Source organism: Arminella tubonensis, from assembly GCF_003240585.1.
GTDB classification, from domain to species: Bacteria; Pseudomonadota; Alphaproteobacteria; order Rhizobiales; family Rhizobiaceae; genus Rhizobium; species Rhizobium tubonense.
Map to the genome: position 1 here is coordinate 98053 of NZ_PCDP01000034.1, position 17310 is coordinate 115362.

The window sequence follows — 17310 nt, forward strand, 5'->3', positions numbered from 1 at the left end:
GTAGAGGGAAGATGAAACTGTTCCTTATTGCGCCCGAAGCGGCAGTCGCGCCGACGGGGACCGGCCAATCGGCTGGCGATAGACAGTGGCGTCGGATTCTCAAGGAACCACTGCTGCACTTCCTGATGGTCGGTGCCGGGCTGTTCGGCACCTATCACCTCCTGAACCCAGAACAGCCAAACAGCGTCGGATCGCGGACCATCGTTCTAACCAAAGACGATGTCAGGCAGCTGGCGATTTCCTGGCTGGCGCAGGGGCGGTCGACGCCGACGGCCGATCAGGTCAAAGGACTGGTCGACCAAAAGGTCACGCAGGAAATCCTTTTTCGGGAAGCGGTCTCCCTTGGGCTTGACCGTGACGACGAAGTGGTCAAACGCAGGCTTGCCCAGAAGATGGACTTTCTGGCGGCCGATGTTGCCAACATGCAGGAGCCGACCACCGAGCAGTTGCAGACCTGGTACGCTCAGAACTCCCAGAGCTTTGCACTTCCGGCGCACGCGACCTTCCGGCATCTTTACTTCTCGGCCGACAAGCACGGTGGCGACGCGCAAGCTACCGCAGCCGTTGCTTTGAAGCTGATCGCGGACAAGTCGCCAGACGCATCTGAGGTGTCTGCGCTCGGCGATCAGTTCATGTTCCAGGACCACTATGGCGACGCCACTCCCGATCAGATGTCGAAGGAGTTTGGCGTGGATTTCTCAAAAGCGCTGTTCAAACTTTCACCGGGACAATGGGAGGGCCCGATCCAATCCGGCTATGGGTGGCATCTCGTTTGGGTCGACGCCATCGATCCCGGCCGCGTTCCGACATTTGCAGAGGTCCAGCCAAACGTCAGAGCAGGATGGATCGAAGACCAATATCGCGCGATCAAGCTTACCGCGCTGAACGAGATGCGGTCGCATTATTCGGTCGTCGTGCCTCCTATCGAAGTCAGCGACTTCGAAGACCTGAAGATACCTCCGGGCACCAGCAACGAGTTTGAGGTGTCGGCGCAATGAACAACCCGAGGACCCTCGCATCGCTGTTGATATTGGCTTGCTGCGCGGTGATCGCAACGTTCGCACTGACGGCAAATGCGGTCGCCCACGAAATACGGCCCGCCTACCTGCAGATCGATCAGACCGGTCCAAGCCGATACTCAGTCATCTGGCGCACGCCATTGCTTTCGGGGATGCGGCTTCCGATAGCCCTTCGGTTTCCCGACGAGGTCCGCGACGTGACGCCACCCGCCGAGCATGAGCTTTCGGACTCGTTAGTGCAGACCCGGATCGTCGAGACGACGGACAGAGGCCTCGCTGGGCAGCGCGTCGAGTTCGTCGGGCTGCAGGCGACCATTACGGACGTTCTGGTCCGCGTGCATCTTCTTGGGAGTCCTGTTTCGACGACCATGATCCACCCGTCTCATCCATGGTTCGAGATTGCCGCGAAGGTTGATCGCCTGGACGTTGCGAAGACCTTTGTGATGCACGGGATCGACCACATCCTGACCGGCTACGATCATCTGCTGTTTGTACTCGCTTTGATGTTCATCGCCCGCCGCTGGCGGGCATTGCTGGCGACCGTCACGGCGTTCACGGCGGCCCATTCCATTACGCTAACGCTTGCGACGCTCGGCTTCGTGCATGTGCCGGGACCGCCGGTCGAAGCTGCTATCGCCTTCAGCATCCTGCTACTCGCCTGTGAGATCATTCGCATCCGGCGCGGACAATCGAGCCTGACCGCTGAGAGACCTTGGCTGATGGCCTTCGCTTTCGGTCTTCTCCACGGGCTTGGCTTTGCCAGCGCTCTTGCAAACCTGGCACTTCCTTCGGGTGACATCCCGCTGGCTTTGCTGTTCTTCAATATTGGGGTCGAGCTTGGGCAGCTGATGTTTATCGCGGCGATCATTGCTTTTGTACGGCTGCTAAAAATGGTTCGTTACCCGCCCTACGTCGGGCGTAACTCAGTGATCGTGACGTCCTATGTCATCGGTGCCTTGGCTGCGTTCTGGTTCGTCGAGCGACTGGCAGCATTTTGAGGCAAGCGAGGTACGAATGACCACTCCAACCGACCGTATGCTACGGTAACACACGGTCCTCCCACTTCCCTTCCTGCGCCGTGCTTGCAAGGGATACATCCACGGTTTGATATAAGAGGGGAACCAAGCATGAAAAGCAGACTAGCCATCATCGGGGCGGGAGCGCTTGTCGCCTTTCTCGGCCTCTCCGTGGTCGCCCGCGCCGACACCATCAGCTATGCCGACGCCGTGACCACGCTTGCCAAAAGCTGCGGCGAGGACATCAAGAAGGTCTGCAGCGGCCTCAACCTCGGCAACAACGCCATCGCCGACTGCCTGCAGAAGAATACGGCCAAGGTCTCGCCGACCTGCACTTCGACGCTTGCCACCGTCATCACCTCCATCAAGCAGCGGCAGGCCGCACAGATTGCCTACTACACGGTCTGCAGGCGCAACATGGCCACCACCTGCAAGGGCGTGAAAGGCGACGGCAACATGCTGTCCTGCCTCATCAAGGCCGAGCGCATGACTGGACCAAAATGCACCCAGGCGATCACCGACGCCGGTTGGCGTTAAGAGGGAGGAACGAACATGTCTATTCGTAAGATCAGTGCTGCGCTCATTGGCGGCATCATGCTTCTGCCCATCACTGTTTCGGCCCAGGAAGTATCGCAACAGCGGATCATCACCAGCCTCGACAATGCCGGGAAAGTTGCACCACAGATCGATGTCATGTTGCTGAAGCAGCAGGCGGCGCAAAATCCTTCTGGAAGTGCGGCAGGCCTTCCGGACTGGAGCAAGCTCGCCCAGCTCTCGCAACTGGTCGTCGAACTCAACTTCGTCAACAATTCCGTCGCCATGGAGCCGGAGTCCTATCGCACCCTCGGCCTGATCGCCGATGCGCTGCATCATCCCAATCTGGCGCGGTATTCGTTCCTGATCGTCGGGCACACGAGTTCCACAGGCGACGCCAAGCATAACCTGCAGCTGAGCGAGGACCGCGCCAATGCGATCAAACTCGCGCTGTCGACGACCTTCGCCATCAAGCCGGGACGCCTGTTCGCCGTTGGTGCTGGCCAGGAATATCCGATTGATGCGACCGATCCAAAATCGGCGGTCAATCGACGGGTTCAGCTCTTCAACCTCGGTCTGTTGAAGCTATGACGATCATCGGGAACTTCGCGCCCCGCAGGTTTCCGAGCCATGCAGCTATCCATTGGCCGCAAAACAGCAATTATGGGAGTAAGACATTGGCCAGAATTCACAGGACATTTGGCATCGCGCTGGTAGCGGGCTTCATGGCGTCACCGATGGCAGTTCATGCCGAAGACGCTATGTCCGCGCCCGGACAGAAGACCATCGGTGCGCCCTCAGCAGCTCTTGCCGCAAAAGTCATTCCGTCGCTTGCTGTCCTCAATTCCGCAGGAGCGACACTCGTTGACGGCAAGCTGGCGATGACGGGCATCTCCCCCACCTCGATTGTGTTCGCCGACCGCCCGTTCCGCACCGCCGGGCACACGTTGACGTCGGAGTTCGTCAAGCAGTGGGGTGACGGAACGGATAGCTTCGCCAAGGACCCGCCCAACGCAACGATCTCGGTTCTCAGCAATGACGGCACTTCGGTAAAGGACGCTGTCGTCACCCTGAAAATGCCGAAACTCGAAGGCGGAACTCTGACCTTCGACGTCGCGGTGCTTGAGGGCGACCTCAACGCCGCCAACGGCCCAGCCTCCTTGTTCATAGACTGGTTTGCCGCGCGTGGCGGTTTTGGTGGCGGAGTTGTCGTCGGTGGTGGTGGTTTCTATCACGCTCCCGTCTGGCGCGGTGCCTATTACGGTCATCCTGCCTATGGTGGGGCGCTTGCCGCTGGCGCTGTCATCGGTGCTGCGGCCGTCGCCTCGGAATATCACCCGTATTACGGATATGCACGGCCCGCCTGCGGCTACTATCCCTATCCGCCGTGCTACTGACGATTGTCATCGATCGCCGGTCCGAGGATCGGCGACACTAGAAGGCTGCGAACGCCTTCCGACTTCCGCATAGGGGCTTGAACGCATTGGGCAACACAATATCGAGGACGCACTCCCTCTGTGCAATGATTCAGATGGCTGCGCTCACCGCAATGCTCTCTGCGTGCGGCGGCAGGGCTGTCAACGTGCTCGGCCCAGTAGCTGAAACATCGCCGAATGCCAGCAAGGTAGAAATGCTGGTGACGACGACACGGGCACCGTCACTCGTTCCCGGCGAAATGTACAGCGGCGAGCGGGCGCTGACGAACTCGTTTGCCCAGATGACCGTCTCGATCCCGCCGCCCGGCATCCACAAGGTCGGGGATGTCGAGTGGCCGCGCAAGCTGCCGTCCAACCCGAAGACCGACTTCGCCACGCTCGAAGCCGACCAGATCAACAAGGACAAGGCCATCCAGTGGCTGAACGTATCGGTGAAGAAGAGCCCGGACCATAGCGTATTGGTGTTCGTCCACGGCTTCAATAATCGCTTCGAGGACGCGGTCTACCGATTTGCTCAGATCACCCATGACTCTGGCGCTCACAGCGTGCCGATCCTTGCCACCTGGCCATCGCGCGGCAGCCTGCTTGCCTACGGTTACGACCGAGAAAGCACCAACTACTCTCGCAACGCGCTGGAAACGCTGTTTCAGTTTCTAGCGAAGGACCCTCAGGTGCACGAGGTCAACATCCTCGCGCATTCGATGGGCAACTGGCTGGCGATGGAATCCCTGCGGCAGATGGCGATCCGCAACGGCAGGCTCCCCACCAAGTTCAAGAACGTCATGCTCGCCGATGCCGACGTCGACGTCGATGTCTTCCGCCAGCAGCTCGCCGATCTAGGACAACCGCGCCCGAACTTTACCCTGTTTGTCTCGCGTGACGACCGGGCGCTTGCGGTCTCCAAGCGCGTTTGGGGTGATGTCGGCAGGCTTGGAGCCATCGACCCATCCATCTCGCCGTACAAGGAAGAGATCGCTGACAATCATATGACGGTTGTCGACCTGACGAAAATCAAGACCAATGACGGACTGCGCCACAGCAAGTTCGCGGAATCGCCGGAGATCGTCCAGTTGATCGGCAAGAGGCTGGCAGATGGACAGCCGCTTAGCGACAGCCGGGTCGGGCTGGGGGATAATATCGTGGCCGCAACGGCCGGTGCGGCTTCGGCCGTAGGCACAGGCGTTGCGCTGGCTGTCGCTGCTCCAGTGGCAATTGTCGACCAGAACACCAGGGAAAATTTCGGCAAGCAGGTGGCGGCGATCTCGGGGGCTTCGCCGTCAGCCAAGAGCCCAGGTTCCGTGCCCGCTAATTGCAAGGTCAAGGACGCAGTTCCGGGTGCGTGCAAGTGATGCACCAGTGATGGAGCCTCTTATGCAATGGTCCGGTGACTGGGCGTAGGGTCTTCCAGCTCTCGTCCTGACAGTCGTCTTTCATGTCTCGGTCTTTATGCTGATCACCAACGTGTTCGCGCCACGTCCGAACGGAAGTCGCCGCCGTCCACTACGCTTCATTCTGCTGGTCGCGGCGATAGCGTTGCTGGCTGCCATAATGCATGGTCTGGAAGCCGCTGCCTGGGCGATACTCTACGTCTGGCTTAGCGCACTACCCGACCTGTCCGAAGGAATTCTCTATTCGCTTGGAGCCATCACCAGTTATGGACACGCATCGATCTTTCTCGAAAATCGTTGGCGGTTGCTTGGCTCCATCGAGGCAGTGAATGGGTTGATCCTGTTCGGTCTGACCACTGCATTTCTGTTCGCGGCGGTCCAGAAGGTCTGGCCGGATGAGAACTAGAGGACCGGACCGATCCTGTGAGCCTCAGCTCGTCGTACCAGGTCAATGAGTTTTCGAGCTGGCGTGGTCGGATTTGGCTGCGCACGGCCGCTAGACAGAGTGGGTGCTGCCAGTCGAGCCAACCGCTGCATTGACCCATCCAACTCGCCATATCAGGAAGAGGTTGCTGACAATACATGACGGTTATCGACTGACGAAGATCAAGACCGATAACAGGCTGCGCCACAGAGCCAATGGCCGCTGTTGGCGCGATCCGGAAGCTTTACCGGCTTCGGGAGTTGACCCAAAGCCGACATAGTGGCTGCTCGCGCAGCGTTGCAACCATTTGTGTCATCGCGCCAGACCCTCGGCGACAGCGCTCGCCGGTACCGGGGCGATCAGCGGCTCTCGCGTTGCACAGGGCCGTTCTATGGCTGCCCGAGAGGTTTCGCCTTCCCCGCCTCGCATTCCGGCAGTCGCACAGGTTTGGCGATTTTCGCAAGCGCCTCGGCCTTGGCGCACGCCGGGAAGCCAGCCAGCGGCATTGTCTCTATGAACCGACCGCGCTCCATTGTGCTTAGGCCGGGTTCATTGATCATGCTCTCGACAGTCAGGTCCGGGTGCTGCTTGAGAGCTTCTGTAACCGAAGCAGTCGCCTCATCGGTTCGACCCAGTGCCGCGAGCGAGCTGCTACGGACCACCCAGGTCCACTTTTGGTAGTTGTTAGGCGTCATGCGCTCCAGCATCTTCACCGCGTCCTCATACCGGCCCGCCATAAAATAGGCAGGTGCGAAGAAGTTGGACGCCCACATCGGATAGTTCGGGTCCAGCCGCATTACCTGATCGACCATTTGAGCGCCGCGTTCGGGTTCACCGAAGCGTGCTGCGAAGCCGGTATAGAAAGTCAGGATTTCGGACGAACCTGGCGCTAGGCGAAGGGCCGTGTCCAGCTCGGCCTTGGCGCGGCCCATGTCGCCCTTATTAGCAAGGCTCATGCCGAAAACCGCATGTGCCTCGGCGTCGCTCGGATCAAGCCGCACCGCGTGTTCGGCCACATCGTCGGCCGCCTTGCGGTTGCTCTCTGGATCGACGCCAAACAACTCCAATAGTTCATGAGCATGGTAAAGTTCTACCCAGGCACGGGCCAGCCCCGGGTCCAGCTCTTTGGCGCGGTTGAGAAACGTGATGGCCTCCTCCTCATCGGCTTTGGTGAGTTTTTCAATCTTCTCGCTCCCGAGCAGATAGTAGTCATAGGCATTGAGGTTTTCAGGCCGTTTACGTTTGGCTGCAGCGCGCCCGGCCTCTTGAATTAGTCCCACTCCGCCGCCGAGGCGGTTGGTGACCTGCTCTGCGATTTCGGTCTGAACGGCGAACACGTCCTCGGCGGGCCTGTCCCATTTCTCCGACCAAAGATGGTGGCCGGTTTTTGCATCGATCAACTGTGCTGTGATCCGTACCCGGTCCCCCTGCCGCTGGATCGAGCCTTCCAGTACAAAGCCGACATGGAGCGCACTAGCAACCTGGCGGGCATCCACCGGCTTGTCTTTATAGGCTTCCGTCGAGTTCCGCGCCATCACTTCGAATTCGGGAAACCGCGCGAGGTCGGTGATGATGTCCTCGGTCAGGCCGTCGGCCAGACGCCCGCTAGCCTCGTCGCCGCCATAATTGTCGAAGGGCAGCACCGCCACCGACGGCTTGGCGCTCAAAGGTTCAGGCTGCAAGAACCACCATACCCCGCCGCCGGCCAGAGCCAGCGCCACGATCGCCGCCGCAGCCGTCTTGGCCCAGCGCGGCATCATTCCGAGAAGCGGGCGACGTGCTCGTTTGCCGTCGAGTCTCAGCCGATACATCCGCACCGGGCGGCTGATGTTCTTGACCTGGTGCTCGCCGGCGAAATCGAGCGGCCAGTCGAGTTTGCCCTGGAGATGATCGTAGGCCGTGCCCGACACCATGACGCCGCCCGGCTCGGCCAACTGCTCCAGCCGCGCGGCGACATTCACGCCATCACCATAGAGATCGCCATCCACCAAAGCCACATCGCCCAGATTGATCCCGATGCGGAATACGAAGCGCTCAAGCTCCGGTAGGCCGGCGTTGCACGCCGCCACGGTATTCTGAATCTCCGCGGCGCAGGCAACCGCATCAACCACACTGTCGAAGGCGACGAGCGCGCCGTCGCCCATCAGCTTGACGACGCTGCCATGGCGCTGGGAGATGGCGGGATTGATCAGGTCGGAGCGGATGGCCTTCAGTCGCTTGATGGTGCCGGCCTCATCGGCCTCCATCGCCTTCGAGTAGCCTACCATATCCGCCGCTAGGATCGCCAGCAGCTTCCGGTCGAGCGCGGGGATACTCATCATCGTGCCCCTGCATGAAAATGCACTATGCCGGGAATCCTACACCCATCAAAGCACCGCAGCTAGCACACCGTGAAAACGGCATATCTGCTTGGGCGCAAAGCGGCCAAGACCGCCGTCGGCCCCTTCACCTTTGTTGCCGTTCGAGGTCGATCCGAGGAACGTGCGGTATGTGCTAGAATGCGGCCCGAAGACGGAATGCGACAGACGCACTGCGAGGGGCGGTGTGATCGTACCGGAATTCGCGCGACCGAGAGCCGACGTTGTGCTCTTGAAAGGGGAGACGAGGACGATGCCGACACCACAGCAACCCAGTCTAATAGTTCGACAGAAGTCCCCACAGAACATCGAGTTTCCGTTTGCGTCGCTCTCCAATTGGCTAATCCCAACCGACCTGTTCTTCGTGCGAAACCATTTCCCGTCGCCGGACCTCGATGCGCGAGACTGGAGATTGCGCGTTGGCGGGGCGGTGGAGCGGCCGATCGAACTTGACCTGGACAGCATCAAGGCGATGTGGAGCACGACTTTCACCGCCGTCGTCGAGTGTGCAGGGAACGGGCGCGTCTACTATGTGCCGCCGAAGGAGGGGTTGCAGTGGCAGAACGGAGCCGTCGGCAATGCCGCGTGGACAGGTGTTCTTTTGCGCGAGATTTTGGAAATGGCGGGCGTTAAGCGAACCGCACGTGAGGTTCTGCTCGCAGGCGCCGACAGCGGCGTCGTCGACACGAACAAGAAAACGGCTTCTCCCGGCCCCATCGCTTTTGCGCGCAGTTTACCGCTTGAGAAGGCCATCGCTGACAGCACGATCCTTGCCTATTCGATGAACGAGGAGCCGTTGACGCGCGATCACGGCTACCCGCTACGCGCGGTCGTGGGTGGCTGGTTCGGCATGGCTTGGGTAAAGTGGATCACGCATATCACGGTTGTGGAGGAACCGTTCCTTGGCTACTGGCAGGCGCGCGACTATTTCCGTTGGGAGCGCAGCCTCGGGGAACCCAGGCTGGTCCCCCTTGCGGAGATGGAGGTCAAAGCGCAGATCGCGCGTCCCGTACAGGGGGCGCATCTCATCGCCGGCCAACCGTACCGGATTTTCGGAGCCGCCTGGAGTGGAGAGGCTGTTATCCGGCAGGTGCAGGTCTGCACCGGAGACGGCAGGGGCTGGCGCGAGGGAAGGCTCCTCGAGACAGAACGTCCCTTTGCATGGCGCTTGTGGGAGTACATGTGGACCCCTGAAGAAGTGGGGCGATATATACTGCGATGTCGCGCGATCGATGGGGCGGGGTGCGTGCAGCCCGACCTCCAGGGTTCCGACTGCGAGAGCTACGCGGCCAATTGGATCGTTCCGGTGGAGGTTACGGTCGTTCCCGAGCCACAGACGTACGAGGAGGAATTCGTGATCTAATCCCCGCATGGGGCGGAATGGCGCCTTTTGGCGGCGCATTTGAGACCCACGCTTACACGGTCGATCTGGTGGAGTAAGGGGTCAAACCCCAGTCGATAAGCTTGCTGAGCTACAAAATTAATCCACCCCACAATGCAGAATGCTTCTCTTCCAGCAACGATGGCATCTAATGGATGACGATCTCTCCGGTGACTGTTGTTGGCACGAGGCAGGAGACCCGAGCTTCCGGGTGAGCCAATTGCGCTCACTCTGCTTCATTGCCTGAACATTGGACGAGCAGCTGACCTAGGAAGGTTTGACAGCTATCCCTACCTCTTGCAATTGTCGCGTTACCACGGCAACTCTTCGGCACACTTTGCCACCTTGCTAAACGTGCAGCGCGGAACTAAATTCGGGACTGCTATGAGGAAGTTAGCCGGTTTCGACGGCAGTCGAGGTGCCAGTTTGCGCTTCAGAGTCCCATGGAATCTAAGCTCGATTTCTTTCATTGAAGGCAATGGTTTCGTGATGTCCGATCACCTCCTCGATAATGACGGTCAGAAATTTTTCCGCAAAGTCGGGGTCAAGGCCCGATGATAGTGCGAGCAAACGCAGTCGGTTAACCTGCTCCTTTTCGCGGTCAGGGTCCGTTGAAGGGAGGCGGGCCGTGGCTTTGAGAGCGCCAACCGCCTTGGTGCACCGAAAGCGCTCGGCCAAAATGTGAACCAGCACTGCATCGATGTTGTCGATCGAAGCGCGCAAATCGAGCAGCTCCTGAGATAAAGCCGATGTCATGATAGATACCTTTACTGATGTGGGTTCTTTGAACGCGGATGAGGAAGCCACATGCGTTCTACGCAGTTCCTGCATCTAGCGTTCCGGCCGTTCGCCGGGTCGGTGCGTCAGCAATCGTTCGGATGTTCGGTGCTGCGAACCACTGTCAGCCCCTGTCGTCGGTCATTGGTTGAAATGTCGTTCTTCCTCAATTTCCAGAGACGAGCTTCAGTCCGATGACGCCTGCCAAAATGAGAGCGATGCAGAGTATCCTCAAGGGGTCGGCTGAGTCGCCTAGCACCACTATTCCGAGAATCGCGGTGCCTGCTGCGCCGATACCGGTCCAGACCGCGTAGCCTGTTCCCACAGGCAGTGTCCGCAGCGAGAGTGAGTGTTGGTTTCCACGCGGAACTGAGCCGGTTTTGGCTTTCATTTTGACAGGTGAAATCTTGCCAGGATCGTATTGGCGTGTCGTGAAAAGGACTCCACTTCGAGCAAGCCGCCGAGGCCCGGGCATGCATCGCAGAACCTCCCGACGCCACAAGCTGATGCAAGAATTATGGTCGCCGAGAAAACGTCACAAGGTCAAAAGTTGTAAAGCGGCCTACCTTTGGAAGGAGATTGAGAAATCGAGACGAGCAAAGATCTCGCCTGTAAATTCGCTCGTTCGGTCGATGCACTCGCTTACTCGGGGTCGAATAGCTCTTTGAAACGACTAGGCTGGGACCGGAGGTATTGGTTCGGCGCGCGGACCTTTGCGCCAAAATGGGCCGCAGCATGCCAAGGCCAGTTCGGGTCGAACAGGATCGTACGAGCGAGGGCGACCATGTCGGCGTCACCCGTTCCGACGATAGCTTCAGCCTGCTCGTAACCGGAGATCATTCCGACCGCGACAACGGGGACTTTCACTTCCCGCTTTACTTCACGGGCAAGTGGCACTTGGTAACTCGGGCCTACCGGAATCTTTTGAGCTGGATCGAGGCCCCCGGTCGTGACGTGAATGACGTCACAACCCCGTTTTTCAAGTTCCCTCGCGAATGTGATTGTCTGTTCTAGATCGAACCCGCGATCGACCCAGTCGGTTGCCGAGATTCTGACGGACACCGGCTTCTCCGCTCGGAACGAAGCCCGCACCGATTCGAAGACTTCAAGTGGAAACCGCATACGATTTTCGAGCGATCCGCCATACTCGTCGCTTCTTTTATTGGAAAGCGGCGAAAGGAATTGATGTAGCAGATATCCATGAGCGGCATGAACCTGGATCAGGTCGATGCCGGCTTTGTCTGCACGAGCCGCCGCCGTCCCGAATGCATCTCGTATCCGATTTAGCCCGTCTTTATCCAGGGACAACGGTGCGGACTGGTTCTCAGCATATGGCACCGATGACGGTCCGTAGGTCTGCCATCCAAGCCCATGTGTCGGCGCGAATTGTCTGCCGCCCTTCCACGGTACTTCAGTCGAGGCCTTGCGGCCCGCATGACTGAGTTGCAGGGCTATGGGCATGTCCGACCAGCGCCGAATGCTATCGAGTGTTAGGCTCATCGCGGCATAGTTCTGATCGCAATAGAGCCCTAAGTCCCCATGGGTTATGCGGCCATCTGGGGTTACTGCCGTTGCTTCGATCGTTAGCAGCGCCGCACCTGAAAGGGCAAGCTTCCCCAAGTGAATCAGGTGCCACTCGTTCATGCAACCTTCTTCGGCCGAATATTGACACATCGGAGCTATGACGATGCGGTTTGCTAGATGGAGGCTTTTGATCTGTATAGGATGAAAAAGCTTAGACATCTGATGCTCCAACTCGGGTTCCTGCCGCCGACGGATCGTGCGCGTAAACTACGCCGACGCGGGTTGTACCTGGCGGCGTAGCGTGACGGCGAACACGATGAGCCCGGTCAACGTGAGGAAAAAACCTGCCCATACAGCCGGAAGCAGTCCGAGCCCGCCAACTATCGAACGCTACACTTGTTAAGTCTATGGATTAAATCGTGCCGCATCTGGAGACCTTTTGGAAGGTCCATGATCGATCTTTGGCTCTGGGACATAAATTGTTCCAGTGTTGAGTTGTGCCTACTTCGTACCGCAATTTCATGACGTTGTGGTTCAACGGTCGTGATCGCTACCCACCGGAGGGTCGTGGCTCCAGAGCCTCGGGGATACTTGGCCATGACAGTTGCTGACCGTGCTGCAAACTCAACCCGCTGCAGGCGACTTTTGACCTCGTCCGGTGTCAATCAACCCAACGACCTCATCTCCCGACAGGAATTTTCTCGACAACAGTTCGGCAACAACTCTGTGCAGTGCGGGCTCGTTGTCCGCAATCAACTGCTTTGCCCTGGAGTGCTGTTCCCGGAGAATCGCATCAATGCGGTTCCAGAGGATCGGATTCCGCACCCGGATCTCCTCCAGCCGGACATCGCTATCGCCTGCTTCGGAGACGAGCGACCGTCCCATCCCCAGCTGGCACTCGAGTTGCGTGGCGAGATTGGTCGCTGAATGGAGGTCGCTGCTCTCGTTGCCTCCCGCTCCATCCGAAAAGGAACCGTAGACGATCTCCTCCGCGGCGATTCCTCCCATCAGCATGGCGATCCTGTCGAAATAGTTTGACCGCGTTCTGCGCGAGACGGGTTCAACGTCGAAGTGGGCGCCTCCAAGAGTCCGCCTGCCGCCTTCCGCGAGGAATGTCTCCTCGATCGAAAGTGCGACCAGGGGAAGGCGGCCAATGAGAACGCCGACCAGCGCATGCGCGGCTTCGTGGACGGCGACGCTTTGCTGGAACTCCGGCGACAATGTCGTCCTCTCGGGCATGGCTGCAAGGAGGTCCGGCATGGACATAGACCGTCCAGCCCTCCGTGCCGTCCTCCTCGCGTCGCGCGCCACCTTTTCGATGTCCGCGCCTGTGAATCCCATCGAGAATTTCACGAACTCGCTGAAGTCGGAGCAGGCAAGTTCGCCGCCGAGATGATGCCGAAGGATGGAGCGGCGCGCACTTGCATCGGGGAGGGGGATCCGGAGATGGCGGTCCAGACGCCCTGGCCGAAGCAATGCGGGCTCGACTGAGCGATGATGGGATTTCAGCTAGTTCAGGCGCAGGAGTACATCTCAAGTACCAGCGCAGCCAGTATATAAGGCGGCAGTACTTTTATGATGTCCGATCACTTCATCGATAACGAAGAACAGAAATTTTTCCGCAAAGTCGGGGTCGAGTCCGGATGACTACGCGAGTGAGCGCAAGCGGTTCACTTGCTGCTTTTCGCGGTCAAGGTCGGTAGCGGGCAGACGCACCTTGGCCTTGAGGGCGCCCCACTGCCTTGGTGCAGCGTAAGCGTTCAGCGAGCATATGGATCAGCACAGCATCGATGTTATCAATCGAAGCTCGCAGGTCGACCAGTTCCTGAGGTGAATTTGATGTCATGATAAATACCTATACTGTTCTTGATGCTTGGGCTGGGACCTGGAAACCCCATAGGGAGCCGTGGCCTTCCCTGCATCAGGAAGATTTCAGCTGTTCGGGTTGGTGACGTTCATATCCGTTGAATGATTGTTTCCGCGAACCATCGTCAGCGCTTTTCACAGTCCTCTTTAGAAATACTGCGCCTCCTAACTTCCCGAGACGAGCTTCAGTCCGATAACTCCTGCCAAAATGATAGCGATGCAGAGTATCCTCAGGGGGTCGGCTGAGTCGCCTAGCACCGCTATTCCGAGAATCGCGGTGCCTGCCGCGCCGATACCGGTCCAGACCGCGTAGCCTGTTCCCACCGGCAGTGTCCGCAGCGAGAGTGAGAGAAGAAAGACACTCGACAAGCCGGCGGCGACCGTCAACAGCGCTGGTATGGGTCGCGTGAAACCTTCGGACCACTTCATGCAGAAGGCGAAAGCAATTTCGATTATACCAGCGATGCTAAGGAGTATCCATGCCATGGTAACAGATCCATTGATTAGTTCGCCAAGCGTTGCGCCCGGTCGAGGTTGGCGAGAGCCTTGTGACGCAAGGCAACCATGGCTGGGGGTCGATTCCCCGACGCTGTGGCCGAGAGACATTCACCAGCCACTCACGGAAAAGTGGGCGCCAAGGGATAGACGCGCCTGTGCGCCAAGCGCCCGCGTGTGGCCGATCTCAGCTTCTGGCGACAGCGGCCGGGGTCGAGCGGAAGGTAATTCCGAACCGATTGAAGGCGTTCATCAAGCCGATCGCGTAGGTTAGATCGGCGAGTTCCGTATCGTTGAATTCGCCAGCAGCGGCTTCATAATCTGCATCGGGAACACCGGTTTCGGCGACGCGAGTTACGGTCTCCGCCCAGGCGAGCGCGACGCGTTCGCGGTGGGTGAATAGTCCACCTGCATCGCGCCACACCGGTACGAGAACGAGTTTTTCGACCGTAAGGCCGGACTTGAGCAGAGCGCGGGAATGCATATCGATGCAAAACGCACAGCCATTGATCTGCGAAACCCTAAGATAGACAAGATCCACCAGTTCTTTTGGCAGGCTGCTTTTTTGAAGGGTGAGGTATACCGCGCCGAAAGCCTTGTAACCATCGGGCGAAGCCTTGGCGTAGTCGATACGACTGGTCATGACGAATCCTCTTATTGCTGGTTGAGGACTCTATCGTGCCGCATCTTGGCATAGCTGAGGAGGGGCAAGATTTGTCTTGTCTATTGGGCCATAGTTTTCTCTTGCGAGCGAGTATCAATCGCGCTCGGCTGCCCGTCCCAAGGCCTTCTCCAAGATCACAAGCGCAAGATCGTTTCGAAGTGGTGTGCCGACCGACGGGTCTTCGTAAGGGAATGGGACGGTCTGCCCCGTGCGATTATAGCCCCTGCGCTCGTACCATGCGATAAGGGACGCACGTTGAGCGATGACAGAAAGTTGGATCAACTTCGCTCCGTGCTCGCGAGCGAATGCCTCAGCATTCAGCATGATCTTCTTGCCGAGATTCCCCAACTGGTTCGACGGATCAACGGCAAGCATTGAGAGATACCATAGTCCGCTGGCCCTTTTCTCAAGAGCAACGTTTCCGATCGGGCGTCCGCTTTCTCTCGTCACCAACAGCACGGTTTCCGAGCTGGCTGCCATTTGCGTCAAGGCTGCCAGATTGGTCCGCTGTCCCGAAAGCAGTTCGGCTTCGTTCGTCCAGCCGGATGGCTTTGCCACTCCGCGGTAGGCATTGTTCACGATTTCGACCACGCGGGGATAATCTTGCGGCCGAGCAACTTCGAGGTTCATAGCGACCATCCTTTCTCAATGCATAATGCTATCGTGAAGCACTCGCCAATTACGCCTTTGGACCCTGTCGGCAGCAGAGCAACAGATACCGTGGCTCGGGAATACTGAAGCTTTGCAAATGGCTTAGACATCCCCACAACCCTGCTGACCTGTTGGACGAGCGACTGGGACGCCAGGTCGAATTCTCGTAGAGATCTAGCTCCATGGTGGCCTGAATAGACAGGTCCATGTTCTATTTTCTGAACTGAACCATTCCGTCGCTAGCCTCGACTGAAACGATGTGCCGCCGTAGCCTGCCCGCCACCGAGCCTTCTCCGGAAGCGGACCGCCAGCGAAGTTGTAGGAATCATGGCGTAGGTGAAACCTCATTTCATGGCCCTTCTTCACAAAAAATTGGGTTTGTAGAGTGATCTCGCATGCCTCAAGCAGGCAGCGCGACACTGGAAACAACATGGAAGATGGTAAGATGACAAAGATCCTGCATGTCAGTTGCAGCCCCCGTGGGCAGGCCTCTGAGAGCTACAGGCTCTCTCAAAAGATCATTGGGTTTTTGCTAAAGAAAGAGCCGACGGCCATTTTGGTGACCCGGGTCCTTGGTGGGAGCGTGATTGCGAACGTAGATAAGAATTACGCGATTTCCCAGTCGTCGTCGGCAGATGTATCTGAGGATGGCTCCATGGCCCGATCCGAAGAGCTGATTCGGGAACTGGAAAGTTCGGACTTCGTGGTCATTGGGACCCCGATGCATAACCTGACCGTTCCCGCAGCTCTAAAGGCTTGGATAGATCACGTCGTTCGAGCCCGTCGGACGTTCAACATGACCGCGGCGGGAAAGGTAGGCACGCTCCGTGACCGCCCGGTCTTTATCGCGATATCCTCGGGCGGAAGATTTTCCGGAGAGCCGGTGCATCAACCAGATTTTCTCACCCCATATCTAACGACAATCCTGGGCATGATCGGGCTACACGATCTCACTTTCTTTTCTGTTCAGGGAACAGGCTCTGCTCCGGACAAAGTCGCTGAGACCAGGTCCAACACAGATCAAGCACTACAGGATTATTTTTCTTCGTTCTCGGCTGAACTCCGCGAACCGATTGATGCGCGACAATCAATTCACGCCTCTCTGACCAGCTGAGAGCGTGCCCGACGGAGGAAATCGTCCGGTCTCAATGCGAAGCGACGGTCACGGTTGCAACGCAAGTTGCGCAGCCATTTCATCACCGGTGTGCTATTCCGCCTTGGGGCCGACAAGCATTTCGGAGAAGCCCATAGCATGGGCGAGCATTCCTTGGCGGAAGTAGAAGCGCTGGGCTAGCGGTTTGTGCAGGCCCGTATCGAGCACGAAATGGCGACAACCGAGTTCCTGCGCATATGTGCGTGCGACAGAAAGCAGTTGTGCCCCAATGCCATCATGGCGAAACTCCTCCAAAACCACCAGGTCGTCGACATAGACGAACCGACGATACAAGAGATTCTCCTGCAAACGATAGCCAACAGCCCCCACGACTCGACCGTCACAGTAGGCCGCCGATAGACGATATCCATGTTCGCGTTGACGCATTATTTGTTGAATGAACGAAGCGACATCCATCAAGTGAGGGCGTAATTCCAGCAGAACCGAGTGGCACGCGCCGATATCCGCAGGCCGCTCGACATTTTTGACGGCAATATCTCTTGGCATGTCGTTTTCTGACTTTCTTCACAGGACCGGGCGATCGGAACGCAGTCCCCATCAAATATAGGTGGTCATCAAGCGGGTTCCGGCTCCTTGTGAAAAGGTGCATAACCTAGCTCATGTA

At 58.3% G+C, this 17310-nt stretch carries 17 protein-coding genes and 2 pseudogenes; 9 read left to right on the top strand and 10 right to left on the bottom strand.

What is annotated here, in order from left to right; all coding sequences use genetic code 11:
* Positions 1-11 precede the first annotated feature (11 nt).
* The 7 genes from CPY51_RS11510 (at position 12) to CPY51_RS11540 (ending at position 5799) form a co-directional block, all read left to right on the top strand.
* Entirely contained in the window at positions 12-998 is a 987-nt protein-coding gene (locus CPY51_RS11510; RefSeq protein ID WP_111160392.1) for a peptidyl-prolyl cis-trans isomerase, read from the top strand.
* A complete protein-coding gene (locus tag CPY51_RS11515) occupies positions 995-2017 on the top strand; it encodes a HupE/UreJ family protein (RefSeq protein WP_111160364.1) in 1023 nt (340 codons plus the stop codon). The genes CPY51_RS11510 and CPY51_RS11515 overlap by 4 nt, the downstream gene beginning before the upstream one ends.
* Positions 2018-2146: 129 nt before the next feature.
* Positions 2147-2572, top strand: a complete 426-nt coding sequence (locus CPY51_RS11520) for a hypothetical protein (RefSeq protein ID WP_111160365.1) — start codon at positions 2147-2149, stop codon at positions 2570-2572.
* Between the two features lie 15 nt (positions 2573-2587).
* Complete coding sequence (locus tag CPY51_RS11525) at positions 2588-3160, top strand: OmpA family protein (RefSeq protein ID WP_111160366.1); 573 nt, start codon at positions 2588-2590, stop codon at positions 3158-3160.
* An 86-nt stretch (positions 3161-3246) separates the two neighbouring features.
* Positions 3247-3966 carry a hypothetical protein gene (locus CPY51_RS11530; protein ID WP_420820689.1) on the top strand — a complete coding sequence of 240 codons (720 nt, stop codon included), beginning with the start codon at positions 3247-3249 and terminating at the stop codon, positions 3964-3966.
* Between the two features lie 125 nt (positions 3967-4091).
* Complete coding sequence (locus CPY51_RS11535) at positions 4092-5354, top strand: alpha/beta hydrolase (RefSeq protein ID WP_111160367.1); 1263 nt, start codon at positions 4092-4094, stop codon at positions 5352-5354.
* Positions 5355-5451: 97 nt separating this feature from the next.
* Positions 5452-5799, top strand: coding sequence for a hypothetical protein (locus tag CPY51_RS11540; RefSeq protein ID WP_111160368.1), 348 nt, complete (start codon positions 5452-5454; stop codon positions 5797-5799).
* 407 nt (positions 5800-6206) lie between these two features.
* On the opposite strand, the gene CPY51_RS11545 is transcribed toward CPY51_RS11540, so the two are convergent.
* The gene (locus CPY51_RS11545; RefSeq protein ID WP_111160394.1) at positions 6207-8135 is read right to left on the bottom strand and encodes an adenylate/guanylate cyclase domain-containing protein; all 1929 of its coding nucleotides are present in this window, start codon (positions 8133-8135) and stop codon (positions 6207-6209) included.
* Between the two features lie 292 nt (positions 8136-8427).
* Here CPY51_RS11545 and CPY51_RS11550 point away from each other — a divergent pair, with 292 nt between their 5' ends.
* On the top strand, positions 8428-9537 hold the full coding sequence (locus CPY51_RS11550) for a sulfite oxidase (protein ID WP_244598608.1): 1110 nt from the start codon (positions 8428-8430) through the stop codon (positions 9535-9537).
* Positions 9538-10005: 468 nt separating this feature from the next.
* Here CPY51_RS11550 and CPY51_RS11555 read toward each other — a convergent pair whose 3' ends face one another.
* From CPY51_RS11555 to CPY51_RS11590, 8 genes and pseudogenes are all read right to left on the bottom strand, one after another.
* On the bottom strand, positions 10006-10311 hold the full coding sequence (locus tag CPY51_RS11555; RefSeq protein ID WP_111160396.1) for a chorismate mutase: 306 nt from the start codon (positions 10309-10311) through the stop codon (positions 10006-10008).
* A gap of 187 nt (positions 10312-10498) precedes the next feature.
* Positions 10499-10681, bottom strand: a pseudogene (locus tag CPY51_RS33400) (DMT family transporter); the annotation flags it as partial.
* 293 nt (positions 10682-10974) lie between these two features.
* The gene (locus CPY51_RS11565) at positions 10975-12075 is read right to left on the bottom strand and encodes an NADH:flavin oxidoreductase/NADH oxidase (RefSeq protein ID WP_111160370.1); all 1101 of its coding nucleotides are present in this window, start codon (positions 12073-12075) and stop codon (positions 10975-10977) included.
* 405 nt (positions 12076-12480) lie between these two features.
* Positions 12481-13122 (bottom strand): M41 family metallopeptidase, encoded by a 642-nt coding sequence (locus CPY51_RS11570; RefSeq protein ID WP_195909505.1) that lies wholly within the window; start codon positions 13120-13122, stop codon positions 12481-12483.
* 267 nt (positions 13123-13389) lie between these two features.
* Positions 13390-13702: pseudogene (locus CPY51_RS11575) on the bottom strand (chorismate mutase).
* 185 nt (positions 13703-13887) lie between these two features.
* Positions 13888-14208 (bottom strand): DMT family transporter, encoded by a 321-nt coding sequence (locus tag CPY51_RS11580; protein WP_111160372.1) that lies wholly within the window; start codon positions 14206-14208, stop codon positions 13888-13890.
* 196 nt (positions 14209-14404) lie between these two features.
* Positions 14405-14860 (bottom strand): carboxymuconolactone decarboxylase family protein, encoded by a 456-nt coding sequence (locus CPY51_RS11585; protein WP_111160373.1) that lies wholly within the window; start codon positions 14858-14860, stop codon positions 14405-14407.
* 114 nt (positions 14861-14974) lie between these two features.
* On the bottom strand, positions 14975-15511 hold the full coding sequence (locus tag CPY51_RS11590) for a GNAT family N-acetyltransferase (RefSeq protein WP_195909506.1): 537 nt from the start codon (positions 15509-15511) through the stop codon (positions 14975-14977).
* 451 nt (positions 15512-15962) lie between these two features.
* On the opposite strand from CPY51_RS11590, the gene CPY51_RS11595 reads away from it, so the two are divergent.
* Positions 15963-16646: an FMN-dependent NADH-azoreductase gene (locus tag CPY51_RS11595; protein ID WP_244598610.1), complete on the top strand. Its 684-nt coding sequence runs from the start codon at positions 15963-15965 to the stop codon at positions 16644-16646.
* A 93-nt stretch (positions 16647-16739) separates the two neighbouring features.
* Here CPY51_RS11595 and CPY51_RS11600 read toward each other — a convergent pair whose 3' ends face one another.
* Positions 16740-17192: a GNAT family N-acetyltransferase gene (locus CPY51_RS11600; RefSeq protein WP_111160375.1), complete on the bottom strand. Its 453-nt coding sequence runs from the start codon at positions 17190-17192 to the stop codon at positions 16740-16742.
* Positions 17193-17310 lie beyond the last annotated feature (118 nt).